Source organism: Streptomyces sp. NPDC050674 (assembly GCF_040654575.1).
In the GTDB taxonomy this organism is placed as follows: domain Bacteria; phylum Actinomycetota; class Actinomycetes; order Streptomycetales; family Streptomycetaceae; genus Streptomyces.
On sequence record NZ_JBFAIG010000057.1, the window covers coordinates 1 to 1,868 of the forward strand.

Consider the following 1,868-nt stretch of genomic DNA (forward strand, 5'->3'; position numbering starts at 1 on the left):
ATCGCCTGCACCATCTTGATCACACCACCCACACCCGCGGCAGCCTGCGCATGCCCGATGTTCGACTTCAACGACCCCAGCAACAACGGCCGTTCACGATCCTGGCCGTACGTCGCCAGCAGCGCCTGCGCCTCGATCGGGTCGCCCAGCCGGGTGCCCGTGCCGTGCGCCTCCACCGCGTCCACCTCGGCGGGGGACAGTCCGGCCGAGGCCAGCGCCTGACGGATGACACGCTCCTGGGACGGGCCGTTGGGTGCCGTCAGGCCGTTCGACGCACCGTCCTGATTGACCGCGCTTCCCCGTACGACCGCCAGCACCCGGTGTCCGTTGCGCACCGCGTCGGACAGGCGCTCCACGACCAGCAGGCCCACGCCCTCCGACCAGGCCACACCGTCGGCCGCCGCCGCGAAGGACTTGCAGCGGCCGTCGGGCGACAGACCGCGCTGGCGGGAGAACTCGACGAAGACACCCGGTCCGGCCATGACGGTCACGCCGCCGGCGAGGGCGAGCGAGCACTCGCCGTTGCGCAGCGCGTTCGCCGCCAGGTGCAGGGCGACCAGGGAGGACGAGCAGGCCGTGTCGACGGTGACCGCCGGGCCCTCGAAGCCGTAGGTGTAGGAGAGCCGGCCCGACACCACGCTGGAGAGGTTGCCCGCGAGCAGGAAGCCCTCGTACTCCTCGGGACTCGCCGCTAGGCGGGAGGCGTAGTCGTCGTACATGGCGCCGGTGAACACGCCTGTGTCGGAGCCGTGCAGAGCGGCCGGGTCGATGCCGGCGTGTTCGAACGCCTCCCAGGCCGTCTCCAGCAGCAGCCGGTGCTGGGGGTCGATGGCGGTCGCCTCGCGCGGCGGTATCCCGAAGAAGGCGGGGTCGAACCGGTCGGCGTCGTGCAGGAAGCCGCCGTGCCGGACGTAGGAGGTGCCGGTGTGGGCGGGGTCCGGGTCGTAGAGGCCGTCAAGGTCCCAGCCCCGGTTGCCGGGGAACTCGCTGATGGCGTCCCCGCCCTCGGCGACCAGCCGCCACAGGTCGTCCGGTGAGGCCACGCCGCCCGGGTAGCGGCAGGCCATGCCGACGATGGCGATGGGTTCGTCATGGGCGGTGGCGCGTGGTGCGGTGCGGGCCGGTGCCGGGGCCGCGGTGTCCGCGACGCGGCTGAGCAGATGGTCGGCGACCGCGTCGGGCGTGGGGTGGTCGAAGACGACGGTGGCTGACAGCCGCAGGCCGGTGGCGTTGTTCAGGCGGTTGCGCAGTTCGACGCCGGCGAGCGAGTCGAAGCCGCTCTCCTTGAAGGCGCGCTTGGGATCGAGACGCTGCGGGTCGGTGTGGCCGAGGACGCCGGCCACGATGCCGCGGACCAGGTCGAGGACGGTCTCGCGCCGCCGCTCCTGCGGCAGGGCGGCGATCCGCTGGGCCCAGGTGGTGCCCTCGGCGTCCGCGTCGGCCGCCCGGGCGGCCGTGCGCCGGGAGCGGGGGGCCGGGGCCAGTTCGCGCAGCAGGGGCGAGGAGTCGGCACGCAACGCCCGCTGGTCGAGGACCACGGGGACGCGCAGCGCGTCGTCGCCGGCCAGGGCGGCGTCGAACAGGGCCAGGGCGTGCTCGGGGGTGAGGGTCCGGATGCCCTGGCGGGTCCAGCGGGCCAGGTCGGCGTCGCCGAGGGTGCCGCCCATGCCGTGGGTGCCGTCCCAGAGGCCCCAGGCGAGGGAGGTCGCGGCCAGTCCGGCCGCCCGGCGATGCGCAGCCAACGCGTCCAGGAACGCGTTGCCCGCCGCGTAGTTCGCCTGCCCCGCCGTCCCCAGCAGACCCGACACCGACGAATACAGCACGAACGCCTTCACACCCATGTCCCGGGTCAACTCATGCAGATGCCA

Annotated in this window: 1 protein-coding gene; it reads right to left on the reverse strand. The window is 73.5% G+C overall.

The annotated features are described in order from the left end of the window. A partial coding sequence (locus AB0I06_RS34260) for a beta-ketoacyl synthase N-terminal-like domain-containing protein (RefSeq protein ID WP_363122767.1) occupies positions 1-1,868 on the reverse strand: 1,868 nt, incomplete at both ends.